General features: G+C 65.1%; 21 protein-coding genes. 8 read left to right on the top strand and 13 right to left on the bottom strand.

The window, feature by feature from the left end:
- Positions 1 to 51 precede the first annotated feature (51 nt).
- From PPGU16_RS35135 to PPGU16_RS35105, 7 genes are all read right to left on the bottom strand, one after another.
- Complete coding sequence (locus tag PPGU16_RS35135) at positions 52 to 933, bottom strand: triphosphoribosyl-dephospho-CoA synthase (RefSeq protein ID WP_180725448.1); 882 nt, start codon at positions 931 to 933, stop codon at positions 52 to 54.
- Positions 923 to 1,930, bottom strand: a complete 1,008-nt coding sequence (locus PPGU16_RS35130) for an ATP-grasp domain-containing protein (protein ID WP_180725447.1) — start codon at positions 1,928 to 1,930, stop codon at positions 923 to 925. The genes PPGU16_RS35135 and PPGU16_RS35130 overlap by 11 nt, the downstream gene beginning before the upstream one ends.
- Positions 1,927 to 3,030: a methenyltetrahydromethanopterin cyclohydrolase gene (mch, locus tag PPGU16_RS35125; protein ID WP_180725446.1), complete on the bottom strand. Its 1,104-nt coding sequence runs from the start codon at positions 3,028 to 3,030 to the stop codon at positions 1,927 to 1,929. The genes PPGU16_RS35130 and mch overlap by 4 nt, the downstream gene beginning before the upstream one ends.
- Complete coding sequence (locus PPGU16_RS35120) at positions 3,005 to 4,234, bottom strand: ATP-grasp domain-containing protein (protein ID WP_180725445.1); 1,230 nt, start codon at positions 4,232 to 4,234, stop codon at positions 3,005 to 3,007. The genes mch and PPGU16_RS35120 overlap by 26 nt, the downstream gene beginning before the upstream one ends.
- Positions 4,235 to 4,263: 29 nt before the next feature.
- Complete coding sequence (locus tag PPGU16_RS35115; protein WP_180725444.1) at positions 4,264 to 5,190, bottom strand: NAD(P)-dependent methylenetetrahydromethanopterin dehydrogenase; 927 nt, start codon at positions 5,188 to 5,190, stop codon at positions 4,264 to 4,266.
- 93 nt (positions 5,191 to 5,283) lie between these two features.
- Positions 5,284 to 6,333 (bottom strand): beta-ribofuranosylaminobenzene 5'-phosphate synthase family protein, encoded by a 1,050-nt coding sequence (locus PPGU16_RS35110; RefSeq protein ID WP_180725443.1) that lies wholly within the window; start codon positions 6,331 to 6,333, stop codon positions 5,284 to 5,286.
- A gap of 171 nt (positions 6,334 to 6,504) precedes the next feature.
- A complete protein-coding gene (locus PPGU16_RS35105) occupies positions 6,505 to 6,891 on the bottom strand; it encodes a 4a-hydroxytetrahydrobiopterin dehydratase (RefSeq protein WP_180725442.1) in 387 nt (128 codons plus the stop codon).
- A 378-nt stretch (positions 6,892 to 7,269) separates the two neighbouring features.
- Here PPGU16_RS35105 and PPGU16_RS35100 point away from each other — a divergent pair, with 378 nt between their 5' ends.
- The 6 genes from PPGU16_RS35100 (at position 7,270) to PPGU16_RS35075 (ending at position 12,784) form a co-directional block, all read left to right on the top strand.
- Entirely contained in the window at positions 7,270 to 9,087 is a 1,818-nt protein-coding gene (locus tag PPGU16_RS35100; protein WP_180725441.1) for a methanol/ethanol family PQQ-dependent dehydrogenase, read from the top strand.
- A gap of 176 nt (positions 9,088 to 9,263) precedes the next feature.
- Positions 9,264 to 9,704 carry a c-type cytochrome gene (locus PPGU16_RS35095; RefSeq protein WP_180725440.1) on the top strand — a complete coding sequence of 147 codons (441 nt, stop codon included), beginning with the start codon at positions 9,264 to 9,266 and terminating at the stop codon, positions 9,702 to 9,704.
- Positions 9,705 to 9,794: 90 nt separating this feature from the next.
- A complete protein-coding gene (locus PPGU16_RS35090) occupies positions 9,795 to 10,709 on the top strand; it encodes a substrate-binding domain-containing protein (RefSeq protein WP_180725439.1) in 915 nt (304 codons plus the stop codon).
- The gene (locus PPGU16_RS35085) at positions 10,706 to 11,521 is read left to right on the top strand and encodes a hypothetical protein (protein ID WP_180725438.1); all 816 of its coding nucleotides are present in this window, start codon (positions 10,706 to 10,708) and stop codon (positions 11,519 to 11,521) included. The genes PPGU16_RS35090 and PPGU16_RS35085 overlap by 4 nt, the downstream gene beginning before the upstream one ends.
- A gap of 67 nt (positions 11,522 to 11,588) precedes the next feature.
- Positions 11,589 to 12,575: a LysR family transcriptional regulator gene (locus PPGU16_RS35080; RefSeq protein ID WP_180725437.1), complete on the top strand. Its 987-nt coding sequence runs from the start codon at positions 11,589 to 11,591 to the stop codon at positions 12,573 to 12,575.
- A gap of 11 nt (positions 12,576 to 12,586) precedes the next feature.
- Complete coding sequence (locus PPGU16_RS35075; RefSeq protein ID WP_180725436.1) at positions 12,587 to 12,784, top strand: hypothetical protein; 198 nt, start codon at positions 12,587 to 12,589, stop codon at positions 12,782 to 12,784.
- A gap of 479 nt (positions 12,785 to 13,263) precedes the next feature.
- Here PPGU16_RS35075 and PPGU16_RS35070 read toward each other — a convergent pair whose 3' ends face one another.
- The 3 genes from PPGU16_RS35070 to PPGU16_RS35060 are packed head-to-tail and all read right to left on the bottom strand — an operon-like array spanning position 13,264 to position 15,733.
- Positions 13,264 to 13,464, bottom strand: a complete 201-nt coding sequence (locus PPGU16_RS35070) for a hypothetical protein (protein WP_180725243.1) — start codon at positions 13,462 to 13,464, stop codon at positions 13,264 to 13,266.
- Positions 13,436 to 13,642, bottom strand: a complete 207-nt coding sequence (locus PPGU16_RS35065) for a YbdD/YjiX family protein (protein ID WP_180725435.1) — start codon at positions 13,640 to 13,642, stop codon at positions 13,436 to 13,438. The genes PPGU16_RS35070 and PPGU16_RS35065 overlap by 29 nt, the downstream gene beginning before the upstream one ends.
- A 12-nt stretch (positions 13,643 to 13,654) precedes the next feature.
- A complete protein-coding gene (locus tag PPGU16_RS35060) occupies positions 13,655 to 15,733 on the bottom strand; it encodes a carbon starvation CstA family protein (RefSeq protein ID WP_180725434.1) in 2,079 nt (692 codons plus the stop codon).
- 202 nt (positions 15,734 to 15,935) lie between these two features.
- Here PPGU16_RS35060 and PPGU16_RS35055 point away from each other — a divergent pair, with 202 nt between their 5' ends.
- Together PPGU16_RS35055 and PPGU16_RS35050 are read left to right on the top strand one after the other, a co-directional pair.
- The gene (locus PPGU16_RS35055; protein ID WP_180725433.1) at positions 15,936 to 17,351 is read left to right on the top strand and encodes a cache domain-containing protein; all 1,416 of its coding nucleotides are present in this window, start codon (positions 15,936 to 15,938) and stop codon (positions 17,349 to 17,351) included.
- A complete protein-coding gene (locus tag PPGU16_RS35050) occupies positions 17,348 to 17,989 on the top strand; it encodes a response regulator (RefSeq protein WP_180725432.1) in 642 nt (213 codons plus the stop codon). The genes PPGU16_RS35055 and PPGU16_RS35050 overlap by 4 nt, the downstream gene beginning before the upstream one ends.
- Positions 17,990 to 18,016: 27 nt before the next feature.
- Here PPGU16_RS35050 and PPGU16_RS35045 read toward each other — a convergent pair whose 3' ends face one another.
- From PPGU16_RS35045 to PPGU16_RS35035, 3 genes are all read right to left on the bottom strand, one after another.
- Entirely contained in the window at positions 18,017 to 18,358 is a 342-nt protein-coding gene (locus PPGU16_RS35045) for a zinc ribbon domain-containing protein YjdM (protein WP_180725431.1), read from the bottom strand.
- Positions 18,359 to 18,440: 82 nt separating this feature from the next.
- Positions 18,441 to 19,121 carry a Vgb family protein gene (locus tag PPGU16_RS35040; RefSeq protein WP_180725430.1) on the bottom strand — a complete coding sequence of 227 codons (681 nt, stop codon included), beginning with the start codon at positions 19,119 to 19,121 and terminating at the stop codon, positions 18,441 to 18,443.
- Between the two features lie 38 nt (positions 19,122 to 19,159).
- Positions 19,160 to 20,380, bottom strand: coding sequence for a helix-turn-helix domain-containing protein (locus PPGU16_RS35035; RefSeq protein ID WP_180725429.1), 1,221 nt, complete (start codon positions 20,378 to 20,380; stop codon positions 19,160 to 19,162).
- Positions 20,381 to 20,384: the final 4 nt, after the last annotated feature.

Below are 20,384 nucleotides of genomic sequence, written 5' to 3'. Positions count from 1 at the left end.
GCACCGCGTTCCCGTGTAACAGGAACCATGCCAATTAATCTCGTGATGCGTTCAGACGCTGTTGCGCGTGAAGCGCAGAGGGTCGAGCAGGGCGGCGACGAACAGCGTCGCGACGCTCAGATCGGCGCTCGTGCCTGGGTTGACGCCTTGCGCCTTCAGTTCGGCGTCCCATGCATCGAGTGGCGCGGTGCGCTCGCGACCGTGCGCGTCGCGCCATTGCGTATGGCGTTCACGCGCTTCGCGCGTGACACTTTGCGCCACGGCCGCGCCATGCTTGCGCAGTATGTGCGAGTCGGGCCACGCGCCGAGGAAGGTGAGAAACACGTCGAGCGTGAGGTCGGTCGGCATGCTGCAGTGCGATTGCGCGAGCGCATCGAGGCCCATGCCGAAGATGTCCGCGAAGCCGTTCGCGTATTGACGCGCGATGCTGTCGCGTTCGGCGGCCAGCGACATGGCTACGCGCAGATCGACAGTGGGCGGCGCATGCACCGATTGCTCGGGCGCGTCGCCGAGACCGCCGGGATTGGCGAGCGCGATCGCGCGATAGGCGGCGCGCGCATCGTCGACGTCGAGGCGCGACAGCACGGTTTCGACGGAGGCTTGCCAGCGCGCGGCATCGAGCGGTGCCGTGTCGCCAACGCTTTCTAGTGCGGCGGCAAGCGGCGCGACCAGCAGCACGATGCCGAGATTCGTATTGCAGCCCGCGACGTGCCGCGTGCGCGTCACGGCATCGAGAATGCGCTCGCCGACGCGCGCGCCGCGCGCAAACAGCGCAGGCGCAGCGGCCTCGGCGCTGTCGATGAACTGCGCGGCCTGCATCCCATGCCCCGCGCTCGCGATGCTGACATTACCCGGCTTCGCCGCTTCGACATCGAGCCGGCACGCGCGCAGGAACGCGTCGGGCGCGCGGGAGAGCAGATCGCTAGCGCCCATGGAGCGGCACGGCGGGCTGGGGCAGCGTCGACGTGTGGCTCGCGGCAAGCTTGCGGTCGAGCAGATCGTCGACCAGCGCCGCCGCGATATCGACGGTCGTCACCGATTGCAGTCCACGCCACGCGGCGACGCCATTCACTTCGAGCACGAGCGGCGCGCCTGTTTCGCCCGGCATCGACAGGTCGGGGATCAGGTCGACGCCCGCGTAATCGAGCCCGAGCGCGGCCGTCGCGCGTTCCGCGAGGTTCGCGAGCGTCGGGTCCAGCTCGGCAGGGTCGCAGCGCGCGCCGCGTGCGACGTTGTGTATCCAACCGCGCCCGCCCGTTCGCCGCATTGCAGCAACCGCACGCGCGCCGATCACGAGCACGCGCCAGTCGTACGCGCCAGGCCGCGCGCGCGCACTGCCGACGAAACGCTGCAGATACGCAACCTGGCGATAGCTGCGCAGTGGCGGCAGCGGTGTCAATGCGCCGTTCGACGCGTTCGCGCCGAGCCGCCGCAAGCCCTTGCCCTGCGAGCCGAACAACGGCTTGATGACGACCCGGCGCGCGGCCGCCGTCTCGCGCATCAGTACACGCTGCGCGAAGGCCGCCGATTCCGTCGCCCACGCGGGCGGCGTCGGCACGCCCGCGCGATGCAGCAGGAAGCTCGTCATCGATTTGTCGACGCTGCGCTCGATGGCGCGCGCGTCGTTGTAGACGGGCACGCCGCACTCGCGCAGCGCGTGCAGGATGCCGAGGCGCAGCGTGACCTGCTCGAACGTGCCACCCGCGATGCCGCGCACGAACACGGCGTCGGGCAGGTCGCGCGCGAAGCCGGGAATGGCGAGGCCGTACGGCGACCACGACGTGTCGATGCGGCATGCGGCGAGATCGACGCAGCGTGCATCGACGCCGCGCGCGCGGAACGCCTTCTTGAGGCGTCCCGTGTGCCAGCCGGTTTCGTCCGTCATGATCGCGACGCGCAGGCCGCTGCTTGCCGCCGGTACGTCGCTCATGGCGCCCCCGGACTGGTGACGCCCGGCGTGCCTGGCCCGGCAGCGGGCTCGTCGCCCACAACGACCGCGTCCCCTTGCCAAAGCGCATGCAGCAGCGCGCCGTCGAGCCGTCCGCCGCGATAGGTCGTGCCGCTTTCGAGGCTGCTGACCCACACCTCGGCGGGCGCAAACAGCGACGGGTCGATCTGATAGAAGTCGTGATTGAACGACGCGAAAATCTCGGCGAATGGCCTTCCATGGTCGCGTGAATTCGACGACGGCAACTCCGCCGCGAGCTGCCGCGCAACGGCGTCGCGCGTCACGGTCAGATGCACGCGTCCGCCGTAGAGGATCGCGTCGTTGGTGCGGCCCATCGCGGCAAGGCCATCGGGCGCGGGCGGCGGCAACGGCGCCGTGCCGCTCGCGTCGACGATCTCGACGAGCGGCACGCCGAGCACATGCGTCTTGTGCAGCGCGACCTCGACCACGCGCGCCACGATCTGCACCGTCCCCGCGACAGACTGCGTCGGCGTGACGATCACCGTGAGCTTTTCGGGTGCAAGGCCGCAATCGCCGACGATCTTTTCGAGCACCGCTTGCGGCGGCAACTGGCCGACTTCCATCACGAGCACGCCCGCGTCGTGCCCGTCGCGATAGCCCAGTTCGTCGAACAGCGTTTCCTTGCCGGCCAGCGCGCGCGCCGGTCCGGAGCCGAGCGAAAAGAACTTCTTGCCGTTGTTCTGTTCCTTGCTCGCGGAAAGACTCCAGCCCGCGTACTGGCTGCCAAGTGCCGCGAGCACCGGTGACGCCGTATGCACGTCGATCATCGCGGGCCAGAGCGGCGTCTGCTCGGCGCTGATGCGCGTCTCGATGCGGCCGAGGCCGCCCATGCAGATGCGCGCGATCATCACGCCTGCCTCGATGCAGCCGGGCGACGCGATGCCCGCATCGACGATGGTCGGGCCGAACGCATGGCGCGACGACGCAATGCGCAGCCGCGCGGCATCCGCCAGCAGTTGCGCGACGAGCGGCGCGGCGAGCGCGTTGACGCTGGGCGCGTCGCGGGCGATGGGCGGCGGCGCGTTGCCGTTGTGGTCAGCCGTGTGTGTCGACGAGTTCATGGCAAGGTTCGGGGCTGGTTTCGATGCGTTGCAAAAGGCGTTGCGTCTGGTATTGCAGCTCGCGTTGCAGGCCGGTGCGCCCATCGGACATCCGGCCCGTCACGAGCACCGTGCAGACAGGCTGGCCGGCTTCGATGCGGGTGCCCGGGTTCGGAACGTCGTGACAGACGGGATCGACGAACAACGCATCGCTGAAGCGGCGCGTCACCGTGAAAGCGGCGGGCGCGAACACGACCTGTTGTGCAACGCGGCATTGCGGCGCGCCTACGCGCTCTTGCGGCAGACGGCCATGCAGACACGCGTCGATATGCGCGGCGAGCAACCCACGCGGCCACGCGTCGCGCCATGCGCGCTCGTACAGCGCCATCGTCGACGAGGGCCGCGCGTTGACTTCGAGCACGCGGATCGCGTCGCCGTCGAGCAGAAAATCGAGGCTGTTCAGTCCGCTCAGATTCGCGCGCGCCGTGATCGAATGCACCGCGGAGTCGATCTGCCGCGCGATGCCCGCAGGCAGATCGACAGGACCGAGCGATCCTGTGTGCAGATAGGGCAGCCCGCCGATCGCGACGCAAAGCTGTTCGGCATAGCCGATGACGAAAGCTTCGCGTCGCGCGGCGAGAAAGAGTGCCGACATCGGCAGTCCTTCGCTCACGCGCTGAAAGTAACCGTGCTGCGTATTCGTGTCTGCGGCTGAACGGATATGCGTGCCGCCGCAGCCGTCTGCGGCTTTGTGCAACCAGCCTTCGGACCGCTCGGGCCGCTCGAAGGCAACCTCGGGATGCGCGATGCGCAGTTCATCGAGCAAGGCGAAAAAGCGCTTCGGGTCGCGCACGGCCGCTGTCGATTCCGCGTCGTTGCCGATCAGGCGCGGCAATCGCGCTGTCTGCTGCAGCCAGCCGATGTGCGGCTCGATCCCGCTGCCAGCCACATAACCGATCAGCTTCGGCAGCCGCACGACGCGTTCGAGCGCAGCCTGCAGTTTGTCGCGATCGATCGATAAACCGCTGCCGCCCGTATCGAGCCACAGCTTCGCGTAGCGGCGCGTGTCGCGATCGCCGAACAGGTCGAGCGCCGCGACCCGATAACCGGCATGCGCGGCGGATTGCGCGAGCATGCGCGCGGACAGGCCCGCCACCGCGACGAACGGCGCGGGGGCGGAAACGCGTGCGCGGGCATCGGCGGAACGGGCTGCACGGAAGGGCATCGCATCGCCTCGCTTCATTCGTGCGTGCGCTAGCTGCGCTCGGCGACGACCGCGCGCGCTTCGTCGAACGCTTCCGTGAAGCCGAAATACGCCGGCTTGCCCGCCGTGCGCATCCGCGTGAACAGGCGATGCTCGACCTGGTACTTCACGTTACCGATCGCCAGCGCGCCGATGCCGATTGCATCAGGTCGCACGGCGCCACCGAGCGGCTTGCCGTCGTCCATCACGTTGACGCCTGCGATGCCTTCCGGCGGCACGGCGTTGACGTCGGCGGCGATCAGCAGGCGCGGCGCCTGCGCGAGATCGGCGGCGCTCATCACCTGGACGCCCGCAGCCGCCGTCGCGAACACGATGTCCGCGTGCGCAAGCGCAGCGTGCAGCGTCTGCGGCGTGCCCGTGCCGACGCCCGAGGTCTTGATGCCGAACCGCTCGTCGACGTCGTGGCTCGCGCGTTCGGCGCGCGCCGCGTCGGAATGGCTCGCGATGGTCACATGCGCGCCGAGCGTCGCCGCGATGGCGGCCGTGATCCGGCCCACGGCGCCCGTGCCGCCGAGTATCAGCACGTGCTTGTCCTTCAGCTCTTCGCCGTGCTGCGCTTTCAGATGACATTCGACCAGCGCGACGAGCGCCCCCGATGTCGTGTATGCGCCGCTCGGATCGGCGAACACGGAAACTTCGAACGGCGGCACCATCGCTTCGCGCGCGCGGTCGAGCATGTCGGCGGCGAGCATCACATCGCGTCCGCCAATGAAGATGCCCGTGCGCGACACGCCTTTCGGGCCGCGCGAGAAGATCGCGTCCTGGGTGAGTTGCACGACGTTGCGCACGTCGACATCGCAATACGGCACGACGATCTGATAACCGGCGTCGGCGGCCATGTTGACGTCGAACGGACTCATCTGCGGCGTCGGCGTGAACATGTGCAGGATGTAGGGCCTTTCAGTGGTTTGTGACATGGCGTCGGCTCTTTCGTAGTCAAAAGCGGGGCTTGCGCGACCCGTGTCGGGTGCGCATGCGTCTGATCGGTCGGGGGCGTGCGGACATCCGGCTCATTGCGCGTCGATGCCGAAGCGCGGCTGCTGGACGGCATAGAAGCGCGCGCCGCAATTGCGGCCGCGCGTGACAGAACACACGATGCCGGGATACTCGCGCGTCGCCGCGCGGGCGGCCGCGAGCGCGTCGTCGGCGTGGCGCGAGCTTTGCACGAACGCGAAGCCCGTCGGGCCCCACGAGCTTTGCCCGACGCCCGCTGTCTGGTTCGCAGCGATCGCCTGCAAGGCCGCCGCGACAGCGGGGCTCGAATAGATGCCGCCTTGCACCGGCGCGAAGTATTCGCCGATCGACTGCTGGATCTCGCTGACGCCGGCGGCGAACGCGTCGAAGTCGCCCTGCGCCATGCCGGGCAGCACGCGCATCAGCAACTGGTGGCAGACGTGCGCGGCGAGTGTCTGCGGGAAGGGCGGCAGCGCGGCGAGGCCGCGCTTTTCGTCGTCGCCGTGCAGGCCTTCGCGCGTGGTGTCGTCGATCAGCACGATGCGCCAGTCATCGGGAAACGGCTGGCGCGCGAGCAGCGGCGGCAAAGCGGCGGCTGCCGTCGTGTTCACCATTGCGCGGCCCGGCCCGCCGTCGACGAGCAACCCGCCATGATCGAATCCCAGCACGCCGATGCCGGAGCGCGCGCCGCGTCCGAGGCGTTGCGCGAGTTCCGCCGTCGTCGCCGCGATGCCGACCAGCCGCGCGTACGCGGTGCCGACCGCGAGCGCGAGTTGCGTGCCGGAGCCGATGCCGCAATGCGCTCGCGCCGCCTGTTCTACTTCGATGGAAACGGGCGGCCCGCCATACGCGTCGTGCAGTAGCGCGAGATAGCGCTCGATACGCTCGCGCTGCGCGTCGGTGGTGGCGCCTTCGATCTGCGCGTCGTCGGCGGGCCGCGCGGTGACCCGCGTGCCGCATCCTTCGATGACCACGCCGACGCTGCCGAACGCGCGTCCGAGCGAGCCGCCGGGATCGAGAAAGCCCATGTGCAGCCGGCCGGGCGCTTCAACCGTGATCGCCGAGATGGCAGGCAGTGTCGACGTGCGTTCGGATGACATCCGCATGCGAGAGCTTCCTTGTCGAGTCGTGTGGGCGTGGGGCGGCGCGATGAGGCGGCGCGCTACCGCCGCAGCGGCGCGGTTCCGGAGTCAGGCAAGAGCCGTACCACGCGCGACACGGCGCGGATTCGCGCGATCCGCTGCGTGATCCAGCCGCGCGTCTTCGCGCGAACGCCGTCAGCTCTTCGGCGCGTCGTACTTGATATAGCGGAAGCGCTGGTCGTCGGCGGGTGTGCCTTCGAGCGGGCCGCCTTCCTTGCCCGGCTGCCAACCGATCACCTCTTCGATCTTGCGCGCGAGCGTGAAGTCCTTGTCGGTGATGCCCTTGGCGGAATGCGTCTTCAGCTTCACGACGACGAATGCATACGACACCGTCAGATCCGGGTGATGCCACGCCGCCTCGGCAAGATGGCCCACCGTGTTGACGACCATCAGCGTGCCTTTCCAGCTTTCCGTGCGGTACTTGCGCCGCAGCCAGCCGTCTTCGAGATACCAGTGCTGCAACGGGCCTTCGAGCTTCTTCTCGATTTCCTCGTCGGAATACACCTGTTCGCCTTGTGCCATGACAGACCTCCGCTGGTGTCGGGATGGATGCGCATATGAAGAGCTTAGTGCCCCTGTGCGTTTTGCAAAGCCCGATCGCCGCCTGTCTGCGTGCGGAGCCGTGGGCGCGGCCCGGTGGTTTGCGTATCTGACACAGAATGTCCCGCCACAGGCGGCGAAGCGGAACATGTTGACGCCGCCACGCCGCGCAGCGGCGTGTCAGTGCGTGCTGTAGCAACCGGCATGGAATATGCGATCCGCCGTCATACGCATGGGCCGGGCAATGGATCCGGCGCAGCAAAGACGTTACCTGCATCCAGCGGCGCGGCTGGAGCGACCCGGTAGCGTGTCATCGGTAACTGGACGGTTTCAACCAGTATCACCCAATCTGGAGGAGACATGAACGTACGCACCCTGGTTCTCGGACTGGCGGTGTTGGTTGCGACGGCGCTGAACTCGTTCCTGGCTTATGCCGATCCGCAGCTGGACTCGCTAATCAAGAACCCATCTAACTGGGCGGCGCAGGCAGGTGATTATTCGAATCACCGGTACAGCCCGCTCAAGCAGATCAACGAAAGTAATGTCGGCAAACTGCAGGTTGCCTGGACGATGTCGACGGGCGTGCTGCGCGGTCACGAGGGTTCGCCTCTCGTGATCGGCGACACGATGTATATCCACTCGCCGTTCCCCAACAAGGTCATCGCAATCAACCTGAAGGACCAGACCTTCATCTGGCAATACGAGCCGAAGCAGGATGCCTCGGTGATCTCCGTGATGTGCTGCGATACCGTCAACCGCGGGCTCGCGTACGGCGACGGCAAGATCTTCCTGCAACAGGCCGACACCAAGCTCGTCGCGCTCAACGCGAAGACGGGTGAAGTGGTCTGGACCGCGCAGAACGGCGATCCGAAAGCGGGTGAAACCAACACCAACGCGCCGCACGTATTCGGCGACAAGGTGCTGACGGGCATCTCCGGCGGCGAGTTCGGCGTGCGCGGCCGTCTGATCGCGTACGACATCAAGACCGGCAAGGAAGCGTGGAAGGCCTATAGCACCGGGCCCGACAGCGAGATGCTGCTCGATCCTCAACAGACGATGACCTGGGCAGACGGCAAGATGCAGCCAGTCGGCGCGGATTCGTCGATCAAGAGCTGGAAGGGCGATCAGTGGAAGCTCGGCGGCGGCACCACGTGGGGCTGGTATGCGTGGGATCCAAAGCTGAACCTTGTCTACTACGGCACGGGCAATCCGGGCACGTGGAACCCGACACAGCGTCCCGGCGACAACAAGTGGTCGATGTCGATCTTCGCGCGCGACCTGAATACGGGCAAGGCGAAGTGGGTCTATCAGATGACGCCGCACGACGAGTGGGACTATGACGGCGTCAACGAAATGATCCTCTCCGACATTTCGATCAACGGCAAGAAGACGCCTGCCATCGTCCACTTCGACCGCAACGGCTTCGGCTATACGCTGAACCGCGAGACGGGCGAACTGCTGGTCGCGCAGAAGTACGACCCGGCCGTGAACTGGGCGGACAGCGTCGATCTGAAGAGCGGCCTGCCGATTCGCAATGCCTCGTACTCGACGCAGAAAGCGGGCCCCGATCACAACGTGAAGGGCATCTGCCCGGCGGCGTTGGGTTCGAAGGACCAGCAACCTGCCGCGTTCGATCCATCGTCGAACCTGTTCCTCGTGCCGACCAACCACGTCTGCATGGACTACGAGCCGTTCGATGTCGACTACGTGTCCGGCCAGCCGTACGTCGGCGCGACGCTGTCGATGTATCCCGGTCCGAACGAGAAGGGCGCGATGGGCAACTTCATCGCGTGGGATGCGGCGAAGGGCAAGATCGTCTGGTCCAAGCCGGAACGTTTCTCGGTGTGGTCGGGCGCGCTGGCGACGGCGGGCGGCGTGGTCTTCTACGGCACGCTGGAAGGCTACATCAAGGCGGTGCGGATCAAGGACGGCAAGGAACTGTGGAAGTTCAAGACGCCGTCGGGGATCATCGGCAACGTGTTCACGTATGAGTATCAGGGCAAGCAGTTCGTCGGCGTGTATTCGGGCATTGGCGGCTGGGCGGGCATCGGCATGGCAGCCGGCCTGCAGAAGTCGACGGAAGGCCTGGGCGCCGTGGGCGGCTACCGCGAGCTGGCGAAGTACACCGCGCTCGGCGGCACGCTGTTCATCTTCGCCATTCCCGGCGGGAACGGCTGATGCAGCCTGATGCGTTGCAAGCAGTCTCGCAGCAGCAGTGACGTAGCCGAAGACGCCTGTACGCGGTCTTCGGCTCCGAACAGAAGGCGTGCCCGCGGCGCGTCGCCGATGCGATGTGCCGCGCGGCCAACCGGTTGTGCCTGAAGCATCAATCGAAACGATAGGGAGACGAACGCATGAAAGGCCGTGTTGTGCTGTCGCTTGCAGGTGCGTTACTGGCGTTGAGCGCTTTACCTGTTGTCATGACCAATAGCTGGGGACAGTCGTCGGACGCGCCGCCCCAGGCTCAGAAGGTTGCGTATAAGGTTGTCGACGGCAACAAGGTCGACAGTGATACGCTGCAGGGATGGAAAACATGGCGCGCGCTCGCCTGCGAACGCTGCCACGGCGCGAAGCAGGAAGGCCTCGTGGGTCCGTCGCTGATCGATGCGTTCAAGACGCTCGACAAGAACGAGTTTCATCGCACGGTGTTCGGCGGACGTGTCGACAAAGGCATGCCCGATTTCAGTTCGAGCCAGATGATGCAGAAGAACTGGGAGAATCTGTTCGCCTACCTGAAAGGCCGCTCCGACGGCACGATCAAGCCCGGCGATCTGCAGGCGATCGATGCGAAGTGACGATAAAGTCGTGCGATTGCCCGTGACGTGCTGCGATGGCCTGCATCGCATCGCGCTGCAGGCCGCATGACGCCAACCCGGGAGACCTCGATGACCGATCGCAGAAGTTCCGCCGTCCATGCCGTCTATGCGATGCTGGCGCTGTGCTGGGCCTGCGTCGGCGCGCCATCCGCCTATGCGCAGGGCGCACCCGCACCGAACCTGCCGAACAACGACGGCGCCGACAAGGTGCTGCGCGTGTGCGCCGATCCGAACAACATGCCGCTGTCGAACGACAAGGGCGAGGGCTTCGAGAACAAGATCGCGGCCGCGATGGCCAAAGATTTCGGCTACAAGCTCGAATACACGTACTTCCCGCAGCGCATGGGCTTCGTGCGCCATACGTTGCGCGACAAGGTGGACAACAGCGATCAGTTCAAATGCGACCTGATCATCGGCGTGCCGCATGGCTATGACATGACGTCGACCACACGGCCGTGGCTGCATTCCACCTACGCGATGGTGTTCATCAAACGCCCCGAGTTCGCGAACATCAATGCACCCGCCGATCTGCTGAAACTGCCGCCCGATCAACTGAAAAAGCTGAAGCTCGGCATTTTCTCGCAGACGCCCGCCGTCGACTGGCTGCTGAACAACAACCTGATCGACCAGGCCGTGTCGTATCGCGCGCAGAGCGGCGACCCGAATGCATTTCCGGGCGAGATGATCCAGCACGATCTGGCACAGGGCAATGTCGACGTCGTGTTCGTCTGGGGACCGATTGCAGGCTACTTCGCGAAACAGGCCAGCGACCGCGTGAAGCTCGTGCCGTTCCCGCCGCAGCCGGGCATCCGTTTCGACTATGAAATCTCGATGGGCGTGCGTTACGGCGAAAAGGCGTGGCACGACAAGGTCGACCAGTGGATCGCCACGCATCAGGACACGATCGACAAGATTCTCGTCAGTTACGAAGTGCCGCTCTTGCCGCTGGCGAGCGCGCCGGTTGCATCGGATGCGCCGAAATGACGGGCGCTGTGGCGGCGAACGCACGCGTCGGCGCGCGTGCGTTTGCGATGCGTGGCGCAGCCGCGATGGCGGCGCTCGTGTTGTCGATGACCGCGCCGCATGGGGCGCGCGCAGCCGATGCGGCTAGCGGAGCCAGTGGCCCGTCCGCACCCGCCGCGCCCATCGCACCTGCCGAAAAGCTGCTGTTTCTCACGCCGCATTTGCAGGGCATCGCGTCGCAGACGGAGCTCGATTATTCGCTCGTCGTGTCCGCGCCGCCCGACAAGCAGACAGATAGAGTCCGCGTGCTGGTCGCGAGCGCGGGCAACGCGAACAGCGACGCCACCGTCAGCGATGCGAGCGGCAAGGTGCAGTTGCCCGAGAATCTGCCGTGCAACCCTGTGATCCTGTATTTTCTCGAGCGCGATATCGCCGGGATGGAGCAGGCGACGGGCGGCCAGCGGCGTTATTTCCAGCAGCGCGTGCGGCTTGCACTCGCGGCGTCGCCGACCATCACCGACACGACGATACAGATTGACGGCAAGCCCGTGAAGGCGCGCAAGATCGTGATCCAGCCGTATCTGCACGATCCGAATGCGCAGCGCTTTCCGAAGTTCACGAGCAAGCGCTACACATTCGTGCTCGCTGAGGGCGTGCCTGGCGGCGTGTCGTTGCTGCGCACCGACGTACCCGGCGACAACGACGATTTTGCGCATCCGTTGAAGACGGAGTCGCTGAGCTACGAGGGCTCGCTGCGCAAGCTGTCGCCGCCTGCGCACGGCACGCCGACCTCACCTGCGGCGCCGCCTGCCGGACCGCGCGCGAGCCGCTGAATCTTGCGATGTCGCTGCGTGGCGGCGCGCGCCTGCCGCGCGTTGCCACGCCCATGGAACTTGCCACATGAACCTGATCCGCTCGCTGACGCTCAGGCAATTGCAGATCTTCGTGATCGCAAGCCGCCTGCCGAGCTTCGCGCGCGCGGCGGAAGAACTGCATCTGACGCAGCCGGCCGTGTCGATGCAGATTCGCCAGCTGGAGGAAGCGATCGGCATGCCGCTGTTCGAGCGGATCGCGCGGCGGCTGAGTCTGACGGAAGCGGGCGAGCGACTGTCGCATCACGCGAGCCGTATTCTCGGCGAGATCAAGGATGCCGAAGACACGATGATCTCGCTGGCACAAGCCGATAGCGGGTCGATCACGGTGAGCATCGTGAGTTCGGCGACTTACTTCGCGCCGAAGCTGCTCGCGCAGTATTCGAAGCAGTATCCGAAGGTAGATGTGCACTTTTCCGTGGGCAATCGCGAGACGTTGTTGCGGCTCTTGCAGGACAACGCGACGGATCTCGCGATCATGGGCAGGCCGCCGCCTGAGTTGGGCACGACGGCTGAGCCGCTTGCTTATCATCCGCATGTGATCATTGCGCCGGTTACGCATCCTTTGCGCGATGCGCGGCGTTTCGATCTGCAGGAGCTGGCGGGGGATACGTTTCTGTTGCGTGAGCCAGGGTCGGGGACGCGGGCGGTGGCCGAGCATACGTTTCGGCAGCATCTTTTCACACCTTCGCGGTGTGTGACGCTTGGGAGCAATGAGACTATCAAGCAGGCTGTGATGGCGGGGATGGGGGTGAGCCTTATTTCATTGCATACGCTGGGGCTCGAATTGCGGACGGGGGAGATAGCGTTGCTTGATGTGAACGGGACGCCCGTTGAGCGGACCTGGCAGATCGTGCATCTTGCTTCTAAGCAGTTGTCGCCGACCTGTTTGATGTTTCGACGGTTTTTGCTCGAGCATGCGGAGCCGTTTCTTGAGCAGGAGTATGTGGAACTGGTAGGGGGGTTGTCGTCGGGGACGGCACGGCGCGGGCGGAGTGCGAAGGTCGTTGTGTAGGGTTGGTTTTTTTGTCTGCGACGCTGGGTGGTTTTTTGCTTTTTGCTTTTTGCTTTTTGCTTTTTGCTTTTTGCTTTTTCGCCTTCGCGGCGCGGGCGGTTTTTGTGTTCTTGCCTTTGCGCCGGCATCCGCGCGATGTTATTGGTTCGCTAGCGTTGCCCCTGTGCGGGGCGGCACCTACTTTTCTTTGCCGCCGCAAAGAAAAGTAGGCAAAAGAAAGCGGCTAACACCGCCAGCCCATCTTCTTATCCACGGGCCCCCAACGTCCCCACGCCGCACACGGCAACCCGCTTGTTTGCGTGCGTTGCCAACGCTTTGAATAAGCGCATCACCCGCTTCAAACTCTCGCACAACAACACGCGGCGGCGAATGTTATGCGCCGCCCAGGTGGCAAACTATGTGTAGGTTGTCGCGTCGTATAGCTCTGCGCTCTTACAGGGTGGGACGCGTGCGCTATCGGTCCGAAGTGAGGCGTGTGGAGCACTTGGGCCGACACACAGTTTGCCACCTTGGCGGCGGTGGACTGTCTGGTACGGCGTGCTGTGACGTGGGTGCACGAAGCGGGTGAGGCATACGGAGAGAACGTTGGCAACGAACGCGGACTGGGACGTTGCCGTTTGAAGCATAAGAACCTTTGGGGGCCCTCAGGCAAACACACGTGCTGGCGGTGTGAGCCGCTTTCTTTTGCCTACTTTTCTTTGCGGCGGCAAAGAAAAGTAGGTGCCGCCCCGCACAGGGGCGACGCCTGAAGCACGCTAACAAAACGCGGATGCCAACGACAAAAACAAGCAAACCAACCAGCATCCGCAAAGCCAAAAAGCGAAACCCCCACCAGCGTCGCAGACAAAAAAACCACCCCTTCAACAACACTTCCCAGCGCCGCCGGCATATCTCGCCACCTGCCGCTCCCGAAAAAACTCCTCATAAGTCATCACAGGGCGATCAGGATGCACAGCACCCATATGCGAGACGTAAGTCTCATAATCGGGCAGACCGACCATCAACCGCATAGCCTGCCCGAGATACCGCCCGGCATTGACCACATCATCCCGAAGTCCAGAGAACATGTCGCGCTCCGCTTATTGCGTACCGCTTGCACGCTGCCCGGCAGGCAGAATCTCAAACGGCGTCTCCCGCACAGTCGGCCGATCCGCGCGTCGCGCACGAACCACCGCCAGCACACCATAAAACACCACACTAACCACCACAAAAATGAACAACCCAGCCAGCGCAGCATCCACATAGTCGTTGAACATGATCCGATGCATCTGCTCGATCGACTTGGCCGGCGCAATGATCTTGCCCGCATCGGCAGATGCACCGAGCTTCGCAGCATGCGCCAGAAACCCAACCTTCGGATTCGCGTCGAAAATCTTCTGCCAGCCAGCCGTCATCGTGCAAACCAGCAACCAGACGGTCGGCACCAGCGTCACCCACGCAAAACGCTCGCGCTTCATCTTGAACAGCACCACCGTGCCGAGCACCAGCGCAATCCCTGCCAGCATCTGGTTCGAGATGCCGAACAGCGGCCACAGCGTATTGATGCCGCCCAGCGGATCGACCACGCCCTGATACAGGAAGTAACCCCACGCGGCCACGCATAGCGCAGTCGCAATCAGATTCGCCGGCAGCGATTCCGTGCGCTTGAGAGCAGGGTGGAACGTGCCCAGCAGATCCTGCAGCATGAAGCGGCCCGCACGCGTGCCCGCATCGACAGCCGTCAGGATGAAGAGCGCTTCGAACAGAATGGCGAAGTGATACCAGAACGCCATCATCGCCTGTCCGCCGATCACCTGATGGAGAATCTGCGCCATACCCACCGCGAGTGTCGGCGCGCCGCCCGCACGCGCGACGATCGTCGTTTCGCCGACAGCCTGCGCGGTTTGCGTCAGCATCTCCGGCGTCAGCATGAAGCCCCATTGCGAGACGGTCTGCGCTACCGCATCAGGCGTCGTGCCGAGCACGGCAGCGGGTGCGTTCATCGCGAAGTAGATGCCCGGCTCGATCACGGCAGCCGCCACCAGCGCCATGATCGCGACGAACGATTCCATCAGCATCGCGCCATAACCGATGAAGCGCGCGTTCTTTTCATTGTCGAGCAGCTTCGGTGTCGTGCCCGACGAGATCAGTGCATGGAAACCCGACACCGCGCCGCAAGCAATCGTGATGAACAGGAACGGGAACAGGTTGCCCGACCACACAGGACCCGTGCCGTCGACGAACTTCGTCAGCGCAGGCATCTTGAGTTCCGGCGCGACGACGAGAATGCCGATCGCCAGACCGAGAATCGTGCCGATCTTCAGGAACGTCGACAGATAATCGCGCGGCGCAAGCAGCAGCCACACGGGCAGCACCGATGCCACAAAGCCGTAGCCGATCAGAATCCACGTCAGCTGCGTGCCGCTGAACGTGAACCACGCGGCGAGCGTGGCATTGTCGTGCACGCTCTGACCGAACACGATCGATGCCATCAGCAGCACGAAGCCGATCACCGACACTTCGCCAATGCGGCCCGGCCGGATGAAGCGCGTATAGACGCCCATGAACAGCGCAATCGGGATCGTCGCGGCGACCGTGAACGTGCCCCACGGCGAATTGGTCAGCGCCTTCACGACGATCAGCGCGAGCACGGCCAGGATGATCACCATGATGAGGAACGCGCCGAACAGCGCGATCACGCCGGGCACGGTGCCTAGCTCCATCTTGACGAGATCGCCGAGCGAGCGGCCGTCGCGGCGCGTCGAGATGAACAGCACGATGAAGTCCTGCACGGCGCCGGCAAACACCACGCCTGCAAGAATCCACAGCATGCCGGGCACGTAGCCCATCTGCGCGGCGAGCACCGGGCCGACCAGCGGGCCTGCGCCCGCAATCGCCGCGAAGTGGTGGCCGAACAGCACGTACTTGTTGGTCGGCACGTAGTCGAGACCATCGTTGTTCCGCACCGCGGGCGTCATGCGTTGCCCGTCGAGTTGCAGGACATGGTTCGCGATGAAGCGGCTGTAAAAGCGATAAGCGATCAGATAGACGCAGACGGCGGCGATCACGACCCAGAGGGCGCTGACCTTCTCGCCGTGCGCGAGCGCGATGGTGCCGAACGCGAATGCGCCGAGAAGCGCAACCGCTGTCCAGATGAGTAAACTGGATGCCCGGTTCATGGGAGTCTCCATAATTGTTTGCATGCCCGTCAGCGCCTGCTGGCGAGACCTCTGCGGCGCGCAAGGTGCGCGCCGCGCATGGTCGAAGATGTGCCATGCTCATGGGCGTGTAGTATTCGTGTTCGTCGTGTGCGCCACAAGCGCACAACTACGTAAGCGCGCTACGTAGAATTACGTAGGCAGTCCGACTGGCTTTCCGCAGATGAAACTCAAGGCAAAGATCTTCCTGCTCGCCCTCGTGCCGTTTCTGGCCGCGATCGCGGGCATTGCGCTCGGCGTGCGTCATCAGGCCACCGCGCTCGCGAGCGCGCAGCACGACACGACGCAATCGGCCTATATGGCGAGCAAGGAAATCGAGCTGCGCCATTACGTCGACCTTGCCACCAGCGCGATCAAGCCGCTCTACGACGAAGCGGGCGTCAATGCGCGCGACGACGCGATGCTGCGCAACCGCGCGCTCGCGATGCTCGAAAAAATGGACTTCGGCCAGGACGGCTACTTCTTCGTCTACGACATGCATGGCCGCTCGCTGATGCATCCGCGCGAGCCGGATCTCGTCGGCCGCGATCTGTGGACCTTGCGCGATCCTGCAGGCTCGCTGACCATCCAGCAACTCATCGCGGCGGCTGCCGAGGGCGGCGGCTATGTGCGCTATGTGTGGCATCGTCCGTCGACGGGCAAGCTCGCGCCGAAGCTCGGCTATGTCGTGCCGCTGCCGCGCTGGGGCTGGATGCTCGGCACGGGCATCTATCTTGACGACGTCGATACGACGCTCGCGCGCATCGACCAGCGCGCATCGTCCGATATCGAGCACACCATGCTATGGATCGGCGCGATCGCGCTCGCGGGGCTGTGCGTGATCGCCGTGTGCGCGCTGGTGCTGAACGTCAGCGAATACCGCAGCGCCGACGCGAAGCTCAAGCGCCTCGCGCAGCAGGTGGTCGAATCGCAGGAAAACGAACGGGCGCGGCTGTCGCGCGAACTGCATGACGGCATCAGCCAGATGCTCGTTTCCGTGAAGCTGCTGCTGGAGTCGGCGCTCGCGCGTTTCGAACTGACCGAGCCGCGCGTGCAGCCGGCGGAAGCGGCGCTGTCCACGGGCATCGGGCGGCTCGGCGACGCGCTGCGCGAAGTGCGCCGCATCTCCCATGCGCTGCGTCCGTCGATGCTCGACGATCTCGGTCTTGCCGCCGCACTCGAACAACTGACGCGCGAATTGAGCACGCAAAGCCATCTCGCGATCGGCTTTACGCAGATCGTCCACGATCATGCCGCGCAATTGCCCGACACGGTCAAGACGGCGCTGTTCCGCATTGCGCAGGAAGCGTTGACGAACATCTTCCGGCACGCGCAGGCGACGCAGGCCGCCGTCGCGCTGGAAGTCACGGCGCGCCGCGTCACGCTGTCGATCAGCGACGATGGCCGCGGCTTCGATGTCGAACGGGTGCAGACTGACCCAAGCGCGGGCGTCGGCTTGCGCAACATGCGCGAGCGGCTGGAGCCGCTGAACGGCGAGTTGCAGCTCGTGTCGCGGCCGGGCCATACCCTCGTCACGGCGACTGCGCCGCTTTTCGCGCAGGCAGCGCTTCACATCGAAATGCAGGCAGACCCTTCATGAACAGTCCAGCGGGCGCGGCGCGCCTTATCCTCGTCGACGATCATCCCCTCGTGCGCGATGGCTTGCGCGCGCGGCTCGACGCCGTGCCGGGCTTCGCCGTGGTCGGCGAAGCGGGCAACGCCGACGAAGCATTGACGCTCGCGGCCGCGCACGAGCCGGACCTCGTGCTGATGGACGTCGGCATGCGCGGGATGAACGGCATTGCGCTCGCGGCGCTGTTCCATGAGCGCTTTCCTGGCATCCGCGTGCTGATGCTGTCGATGCACGACAACGTCGAATACGTGACCCAGGCGGTGCGCGCGGGCGCGAGCGGTTACGTGCTGAAGGATTCGCCGGGCGCGGAGATCATCCGCGCGATCGGCGCCGTGCTCGACGGCAAGACTTACTTCAGCGAAGGGCTCAGCGCGCGGCTGATTCATGCGTCGGCAATGCGCGATCCGATCGAACGTCTGACGCCGCGCGAGCGCGATATCCTCGATCAGCTCGCCGAAGGGCTGTCGAGCAAGCAGATCGCGCAACGTAATGGTCTGTCCGTGCGCACGGTCGAGACGCACCGGCTCAATCTGAAGCGCAAGCTGGAGATCGAAGGGCAGGCCGAGCTGATCAAGTTTGCGGTGGAGCATCGGCGCACGGGCTGAGTCTGGTTGTTTGCGGTTGCCCGCCGCTCACACCTTCCTGACGAATTCCGATTTCAGACTCATCGCGCCAAAGCCGTCGATCTTGCAGTCGATATCGTGATCGCTGTCCACCAGCCGGATGTTCTTTACCTTCGTGCCCATCTTGATCACGCCTCCCGAGCCCTTCAGTTTCAGGTCCTTGATGACCGTGACGGTATCGCCGTCCTGCAGGACATTGCCCGCCGAATCGCGATAGACCTTTGCGGCCGGCTCGGTCGGCGTCACTGACTGCGCCGACCATTCATGCGCGCATTCCGGGCAGATATAGAGGCCCCCGTCTTCGTACGTGAACCCGGAGTTGCATGTCGGACAGGGTGGCAGCGTGCTCATGAGTATTCCTTGATGCCTGGCGGTAGCGGTAAAAGCGCGGAAGTATAGCGCTGTCTGTCCGCTGGCTTTCCTGGAATCTGTGTCAGTCGCTTGTCGCGTCGACGGGAGATTGCGCATCGCTGCTACGCGTGTCCCGCTTCGGCCGGCGGACCGCGCGCAGTTTTCCGCTGTTGCCGCCGCCGCAGAAGAACTGTTCCGCACCATCCGACTCGACCCCCGACACACGGACGCCCTCCGGCATATCGAGCATTTCCAGCACTTCACCTGTGGCGGGATCGACATGGCGCAAATCGCTCTCGTCGCCTTCCCACGTACCGTGCCACAACTCGCCATCCACCCACGTCACGCCCGTCACGAAACGGTTCGATTCGATCGTGCGTAGGACCGCGCCCGTCTGCGGATCGAGTTGAACGATCTTGCGTTCCTGATACTGCCCGACCCACAGCGCGCCTTCCGCCCACGCGAGTCCTGAATTGCTGCCGGCAGGCGCGGGAATCGTCGTGAGCACGGCCCCCGTCTGCGGATCGACCTTGCGGATCTGGTCACCGGCGATCTGGTACAGGTGGTGTCCGTCGAACGCCGTGCCTGCCGTTGCGGGGACCTCGATCGAACGCACCGTTTTTCCGCTCGATGGGTCGAGCGCGTTCACCGCTTCGCCCGACGCGAACCACACATGCTGGCCGTCGTAAGTGACACCGTGCACGTCGCCGATGCCCGGAAAAGGTCCATATTCACGCACGATTTCAGCAGGTGAGCGTTTCATGCTTGCGTCCTCGTCGGTGAAGTGTCGAGCTTTACATGCTAGCCGATTGGCAGCGTGGCGGGGAGTAACAAGGCCGTCGCGAATCCGGGCATGGGCGGCATCATCCAGCGGCGCGCGCGGCCCTGGCCGAACGACTGCACCTTGCCCGCCGACGCGAGGGTATCGAGCGCGCGCTGCACGGTGCGTTGACTCGCGCCGAGCGCGAGCGCGAGCGCCGAACTGGACCACGATTCGCCGTCCGCCAGCAAGGCCAGCAACGATGCGTGTTCTTCTTCGACGGGCCGCGCCAGCACGACGACTTCGGATGCGCGGTGCGGCGTCAGTGCGAAGCCGCGCTTCGTTGCATCGATATCGGCAAGCGCGCCAAGTACGGTACGCAGCCGTCCGATCTCGACACGCAGACGCGCGCGATGCGTTTCATCCGCGTGTTTCATGCGGAACGCGCGTTCGATCAGCGTGTCGCGCGGCACGTCTTGCGGCCAGGCTTCGGCGAGCGTACGCGCAAGCGTGAACAGCACGGGGCGCGTGGCCAGCGCGACGACGTGGTCGCCATCGCGCACGGCATAACGGCAAGCGTCGATGACGAGTGCTTTCGACGCCATCAAGGCTTCGACATCTTCCAGCAGCAGAAGCCGCTCTTCGCCGCCTGCGATCAGGCGCGCGGCGGGCGTATCCAGCAGGCGCGCCGCGCTTTCGACTTCCGCCGCGAGCCCTGGAATGGCGGCATGACGCGCGGCACGTTCGGCTCTCGCAAGCGCGGCGCGCGCCGTCTTCGTGCGCAGACGCCGCATCGCGATGCCCGCGACGATCAGTTCGTGCGCGGCGCTCGATGCCGGTGGAAAGGGCGCGGCATCGAACCCGTCGAGCAGACGTTCGGCCTCGTCGAGATGCCCGATCAGCAGCAGACGGCGCACCTGAAGATTGCGCGCGTGCGCGGCGTTCAGACGGTCGTCGTGCGCTTCGAGCGTCTGGCGTGCGGCTTCGAGCGATTTCGCGGGCCAGCCGAGATCGCGCGAGGCGAGTGCGATCTCCGCTTCGGCGACCACGCATCGCGCGCGGGCCACGGCGTCCCTCGGACCGAAGGCGCGCGCCGCGCTGCGTATCAGCGACTTCGCGCGCACGAGATCGCCGAGTTGCGCCATCGCGATGCCGCGCAGCGCGAGCGCGGGCGCGTCGCCGCGCAACGCGACGCGATTCAGCGCGCCGAGCGGATTACCCGCGGCGAGCGAGCGCGCGGCGGCTACGAGGGTTGCGTCCATCTGA

Source organism: Paraburkholderia largidicola (genome assembly GCF_013426895.1).
Classification (GTDB): domain Bacteria; phylum Pseudomonadota; class Gammaproteobacteria; order Burkholderiales; family Burkholderiaceae; genus Paraburkholderia; species Paraburkholderia largidicola.
This window is presented reverse-complemented; position numbering and strand designations above follow the sequence as displayed.